This is a genomic window from Seleniivibrio woodruffii, assembly GCF_029267515.1.
Lineage (GTDB): Bacteria > Chrysiogenota > Deferribacteres > Deferribacterales > Geovibrionaceae > Seleniivibrio > Seleniivibrio woodruffii_A.
The window spans coordinates 23894-29988 of record NZ_JAJUIS010000018.1; the positions used below are offsets into that span (position 1 = coordinate 23894).

The following is a 6095-nucleotide window of genomic DNA, read 5'->3' on the forward strand; positions in this document are numbered from 1 at the left end:
GAAGAGGATTTTCGACGAATTAATAATCGCAAAAGGAGAAATCATGTCAAAGCAACTCATTATCTGGACAGAAATTGACGAAGCACCTGCGCTGGCGACCTACTCGCTGCTCCCCATTGTGCAGCAGTTTGTTAAAAACGCCGGAGTCTCCGTCGAAACAAGGGACATCTCCCTTTCAGGAAGAATCCTTGCGAACTTCCCCGAAAAACTTAAAAACGACCAGAAGGTTGAAGACTACCTGACTCAGCTGGGCGAGCTGACTCAGAAACCCGAAGCGAACATCATCAAACTCCCCAACATATCAGCGTCCATCCCCCAGCTTAAAGAAGCAATCGCTGAACTGCGCTCCAAAGGATACGATGTTCCTGAATATCCCGAAGAGCCTAAAACCGAAGAAGAAAAAGAGATCAAAGCAAGATATGCAAAAGCTCTCGGTTCTGCCGTTAACCCCGTTCTGCGCGAAGGTAACTCCGACAGAAGAGCTGCCGCTTCCGTTAAAAAATTCGGACAGAAAAAACCCCACAGAATGATGAAACAGTGGCCGGTGCCCTCTAAAACACGTGTTGCTCACATGGATGCAAACGATTTTTACGGCAACGAAACTGCACTGACACTCGATAAAGCTACAAACGTTAAATTCGAATTCGTCGGCAAAGACGGTTCCGTTCAGGTTCTTAAAGAGAAACTTGCACTTCAGGCAGGCGAAATCATCGACTCCACACACATGGACGTTGAAAAACTTCGCGAGTTCTTCGCTAAAACAATCGAAGAAGCCAAAGCCGCAGGCGTTCTGCTCTCTCTCCACCTGAAAGCGACTATGATGAAAATTTCCGACCCCGTTATGTTCGGTCACTGCGTTGAAGTTTACTACAAGGCAGTTTTTGATAAATATGCCGCTGAATTCAAAGAAATCGGCGTTAACACCAGCAACGGTCTCGGCGACGTTTACGCAAAACTCGGTAAACTTCCCGCTGACAAAAAAGCTGAAATTGAAGCGGCTATCATGGCTGTTTACGAAGTTCAGCCCGAGCTCGCTATGGTTGATTCCGCAAAAGGCATCACCAACCTGCACGTTCCCAACGACATCATCATCGACGCATCCATGCCCGTTGTTATCCGCGACGGCGGTCAGATGTGGGGTCGCGACGACAAACTTCATGACACTATCGCAATGATCCCCGACAGATGCTATGCAACCATCTATCAGACAATCATCGAAGACTGTCAGAAACACGGCGCCTTTGACCCCGCAACTATGGGTTCAGTTTCAAACGTAGGTCTGATGGCTCAGAAAGCTCAGGAATACGGCTCACACGATAAAACATTCTTCGCACCCGCAGACGGCGTTATCCGTATAGTGGATGAGTCCGGAAAAACACTGCTTTCTCAGGAAGTTAAAAAAGGCGATATCTTCAGAGGATGCCAGGCTAAAGACGCTCCTATCCTTGACTGGGTTAAACTCGCAGTTACAAGAGCAAAAGCATCCGGCGCACCCGCTATCTTCTGGCTTGACGACAGAAGAGCACACGATGCCGAGCTTATCAAAAAAGTTAACGAATACCTTAAAAAATTCGATACAACAGGTCTTGATATCAGCATAAAAAGACCTGACGAAGCTATGCAGATTTCTTGCGACAGAGCGAGAAAAGGACTTGATACCATCTCTGTAACAGGTAACGCCCTGAGAGACTACCTCACTGACCTTTTCCCCATCCTTGAGCTCGGAACATCCGCAAAAATGCTTTCAATCGTTCCGCTGCTCAACGGCGGAGGTCTTTTTGAAACAGGTGCGGGCGGTTCTGCACCCAAACACGTTTCTCAGTTCCTGAAAGAAGGTCACCTGCGTTGGGATTCACTCGGTGAGTTCTGTGCGCTTGTTCCCTCTCTGGAGCACGTTGCTGCAACATACAAAAACGAAAAAGCTCAGATCTTCGCTGACGCTCTTGATGCTGCTGTGGGCAAACACCTTGAAAACAGCAAAGCACCTTCAAGAAAAGCAGGCGAAATCGACAACAGAGGCAGCCACTACTATCTTGCACTGTACTGGGCAGAGGCTCTTGCCGCTCAGACAAAAGACAAAGAGATCGCTGCTAAATTTGCACCCGTTGCAAAAGCGCTTGCTGAAAACGAAGCGGCAATCACCGCTGAAATCGCAGCGGCAGAAGGCAAACCCACAGACATCGGCGGATACTACAAACCCGATGCTGCTAAGGCTTTCGCAGCTATGCGTCCCAGCGCGACACTTAACAAGATAATCGATTCTATATAATGCAGCTTTGGTGCCCGTTTAAAGAGGGCGGGCACCTTTTTATACCACTAACAAAAAATATGTAGGGGGCTTAAATGGCTAATTTCACCAGACCTAAAATCGCTCTTGTGGGCGGCGGTAATATCGGAGGCGTTCTTTCTCAGCTTGCAGCTCTTAAAGAACTTGGCGACGTTGTAATGTTCGACATCGTTGAGGATCTTCCTCAGGGCAAACAGCTCGATATCGTTGAAGCGTCCAGAGTTGACGGTTTCGACGTATTCCTCACAGGTTCTAACGACTACGCATGTCTTGAAGGCTCAGACATAGTTATCGTTACCGCAGGTCTTCCCAGAAAACCCGGTATGAGCAGAGACGACCTTCTGACAACAAACGCAGGCATCATTAAAGTTGTTGCTGAAAGCATTAAAAAATATTGCCCCGAAGCTCACGTTATCGTGATCTCCAACCCGCTCGACGCGATGGTAACTCTTCTTCAGGAAGTTTCCGGACTTCCCGCTTCAAGAGTATACGGTCAGGCTGGCGTTCTTGACTCTTCAAGATTCGCAACATTCATCGCATGGGAACTCGGCGTATCCGTTAAAGACGTTAACGCAATGGTTCTCGGCGGTCACGGCGACACAATGGTTCCCCTCGTTCGCTATGCAAACGTGAACGGCGTTCCGGTTATGGAACAGCTTATCAAAAAATACGGCAGCGAAGCGAAAGCCAATGAAGTTATGACTGCAATGGTTGAGCGCACAAAAGCAGCAGGCGGCGAAGTTGTTGCTCTGCTTAAAAAAGGCTCTGCATTCTACTCACCCGCTTCATCCGCTATCCAGATGGCAGAAGCAGTTCTTCGCGACCAGAAAAGAGTTCTTGCAGTTTGTGCAAAACTTGACGGTCAGTACGGCGTTAACGGCTACTATGTAGGCGTTCCCGTTGTTCTTGGTAAAGACGGCGTTGAGAGAATCATCGAAGTTGACCTGAACGACGAAGAGCAGAAAATGTTCGACGTTTCAGTGAACTCAGTTAAAGGACTTGTTGAAGACCTTAAAAGACTTGGCTTCCTGAAATAAGCATAAGTCAACTTTGTTTGACTTGTAATTAAAGTATAAAAAACATGGCTCGCCCTTTGCAGAAAAGGGTTGCAAAAAAGGTATTTATGAACGTAAATGCTAAAATTCTTATCCGTAATGACTACAGGAGGGTGAGCCATGTATTTGCATGAATTTCAAGCGAAGGGTCTTTTGAGATCCTATGGTGTTCCCGTACCCGATGGCGGAGTGGCATCAACGGCCAGCGACGCTCTCAGGGTGGCAAAGTCGCTTAAAGGCGAGAAATGGGTCATTAAGGCTCAGGTTCATGCCGGCGGCAGAGGCAAGGCAGGCGGCGTGAAGGTTGTAAGCGCATACGGAGACGTATACGACGAGGCAACCCAGATGCTTGGTATGAAGCTGGTTACCAAGCAGACCGGAGAAGAGGGCAAAATCGTCCACAGGATACTGGTAGAGAAAGCGACTGACATCCGTCAGGAGATATATCTTAGCTTTCTCGTGGATCGCGACTCAGAGCAGCATATGATAATTGCAAGCTCAGAGGGTGGCGTTGAGATTGAAGAGGTTGCAAAGAGCAACCCCGCAGCGATTGTTAAAGAACACATCAGTCCCGTTCTGGGTCTTTCCCAGTTCACCGGACGCAAGATAGCGAAGAAGATAGGACTTCCGTCCAACCTTCTGAACAAGTTTGCTGACATCGCAGAGAGACTCTATCAGTGTTTTGTTAACCATGACGCTATGATGCTTGAGATAAACCCTCTGGTTGTCACAGGCGAAAGCGAGATAGTGTGTCTGGATGCCAAAATGACAGTTGACGACAACGCTCTTTTCAGGCATCCGAAAATTGAAGAGATGAAAGATTACGGCGAGCTTGAACCGCAGGAGGTCAGGGCATCCATTTTCGACCTTTCATACGTTAGCATGGAAGGAAATATAGGATGTATGGTCAACGGCGCGGGTCTTGCGATGGCAACCATGGACATTATCAAGTCCTTTGGCGGTCAGCCTGCGAACTTCCTCGACGTAGGCGGCGGCGCAGACGTTAATAAGGTTCGTGAAGCGTTCAAGATTATCCTCACCGACCCAAAGGTTAAGGTGATATTCGTAAATATATTCGGCGGAATAGTCCGCTGTGACCTCATAGCCGAAGGAGTTCTGAAAGCGTCAGACGAGGTGCCCGGTGACAGGCACATAGTCGTAAGGCTGGACGGAACCCATGTGGCGGAAGGCAGAAAAATTCTGGAAGAGGGCGCGAAAGCTAAAGGTATCAACATCGTAACCGGAGATACCATGGCTGACGCCGCACAGAAAGCTGTTGAACTTGCGAAATCAGAGCCGCACAAACGCTCTGTTAAGAAGTAAGGAGGGGTCACATGAGCATACTTGTAAACAACAGAACCAAAGTTGTCGTGCAGGGTCTCTCCGGTTCACAGGGAAGATTCCACGCCGCCAGAATGAAAGAATACGGAACCAACATTGTTGCAGGCGTTGTGCCGGGCAAGGGCGGAACCGAGGTGGACGGAACTCCGGTTTTCGACACCATGATGGAAGCTGTCAGAAAGACAGGATGTAACGCATCGATAGTTTACGTCCCGCCGGCATTTGCTGCCGACTCCGTAATGGAAGCTGTGGACGCCAATCTGGATCTTTGCGTGTGTATCACCGAGGGCATACCAGTTAAGGACATGCTCAAGGTCAAAAGAATGATGAAGACGGGCACATCCCGCACAATGCTTGTGGGTCCCAACTGCCCCGGCGTAATTACCCCCGGCGAATGTAAAATGGGCATCATGCCGGGAGAGATACACACACCAGGAACAGTGGGTATCATTAGCAAGTCGGGAACCCTTACATATGAAGCTGTAAAACAGGTAAGTTCTTTCGGGTTCGGTCAGTCAACATGTATAGGCATAGGCGGCGATCCCATAATAGGGCTTAAATACATAGATTTGCTTGAGATGTTTGAATATGACGCCCAGACTGAAGCTGTTGTGCTTATCGGCGAGATAGGCGGGCAGGCTGAGGTTAAGGCGGGCGAGTGGATAAAACAGAATTTTTCCAAGCCTGTGGTCAGCTTTATCGCCGGACAGACAGCGCCAAAGGGAAAAAGGATGGGGCACGCTGGAGCCATTATTTCAGGCGGAGACGACACTGCCGCTGCGAAGATGGAAGCACTTGAAAAGTGCGGCGTCCACGTTGTTCACTCCCCTGCGGATATCGGCAGGAAGGTTGCCGAGGTTCTGGGGAAATAGAGAAGAGAGATCGCTTCACCCTTTCAGGGTTCGCGAAGACGGATGTTTGTCTTCGCGAGCGTAGCGAAGCAATCTCAAGGCTTCAGGAAGAAGCCCGCGGAGAGAGTTTGGGCTGCTTTAGCAGACCGGACGAACAGAGCGTGAGCGAAGGAAGGCTTCTGTCGACCGTAGCGTTGGCGAAATTTTTCTATGATTGAAAAATTTCATGTTAAATCTGGCTTCAGGAAGAAGCCCGCGGAGCGAGCGAAACGGGTTCTACCCGTTGAGCGAACAGAGCGTGAGCGAAGGAAGGCTTCTGCCGACCGTAGCGTTGGCGAAATTTTTCTGGGATTGAAAAATTTCGTGTTAAATCGGAGCGATAGCGCAATTGTCCGCAGGGATGGGGCAATTGCGAAAGTTTATAAGGAGAGGTAAATGGCTAAGGCAGAAAAAATTGAAATTTACGTCAATCTCTGCAAGGGTTGCGAGATTTGCGTAGAACTTTGCCCTGTTGACGCCCTTGAAATGAAAGATTTCAAGGCCGCCGTAAAAGATCTCGAC

5 protein-coding genes are annotated in these 6095 nt (G+C 48.9%); all 5 read left to right on the plus strand.

The window, feature by feature from the left end; translation table 11 throughout:
• Positions 1–43 precede the first annotated feature (43 nt).
• A complete protein-coding gene (locus Q7P67_RS12425) occupies positions 44–2269 on the plus strand; it encodes an NADP-dependent isocitrate dehydrogenase (RefSeq protein ID WP_303852561.1) in 2226 nt (741 codons plus the stop codon).
• A gap of 74 nt (positions 2270–2343) precedes the next feature.
• Positions 2344–3324 carry a malate dehydrogenase gene (gene mdh, locus Q7P67_RS12430; protein ID WP_303852562.1) on the plus strand — a complete coding sequence of 327 codons (981 nt, stop codon included), beginning with the start codon at positions 2344–2346 and terminating at the stop codon, positions 3322–3324.
• Positions 3325–3462: 138 nt separating this feature from the next.
• Positions 3463–4665 (plus strand): ADP-forming succinate--CoA ligase subunit beta, encoded by a 1203-nt coding sequence (gene sucC, locus Q7P67_RS12435; RefSeq protein WP_303852563.1) that lies wholly within the window; start codon positions 3463–3465, stop codon positions 4663–4665.
• 11 nt (positions 4666–4676) lie between these two features.
• Positions 4677–5555, plus strand: coding sequence for a succinate--CoA ligase subunit alpha (sucD, locus tag Q7P67_RS12440; RefSeq protein ID WP_303852564.1), 879 nt, complete (start codon positions 4677–4679; stop codon positions 5553–5555).
• Positions 5556–5969: 414 nt separating this feature from the next.
• Positions 5970–6095: 4Fe-4S binding protein (locus Q7P67_RS12445; RefSeq protein WP_277656878.1), on the plus strand; the 126-nt coding region annotated here is incomplete at its 3' end.

Bases quoted from the DNA above. Each gene is read 5' to 3' on its own strand.
- Q7P67_RS12425 (WP_303852561.1), top strand. From the start codon at position 44: ATGTCAAAGCAACTCATTATCTGGACAGAAATTGACGAAGCACCTGCG.
- mdh (WP_303852562.1), top strand. From the start codon at position 2,344: ATGGCTAATTTCACCAGACCTAAAATCGCTCTTGTGGGCGGCGGTAAT.
- sucC (WP_303852563.1), top strand. From the start codon at position 3,463: ATGTATTTGCATGAATTTCAAGCGAAGGGTCTTTTGAGATCCTATGGT.
- sucD (WP_303852564.1), top strand. From the start codon at position 4,677: ATGAGCATACTTGTAAACAACAGAACCAAAGTTGTCGTGCAGGGTCTC.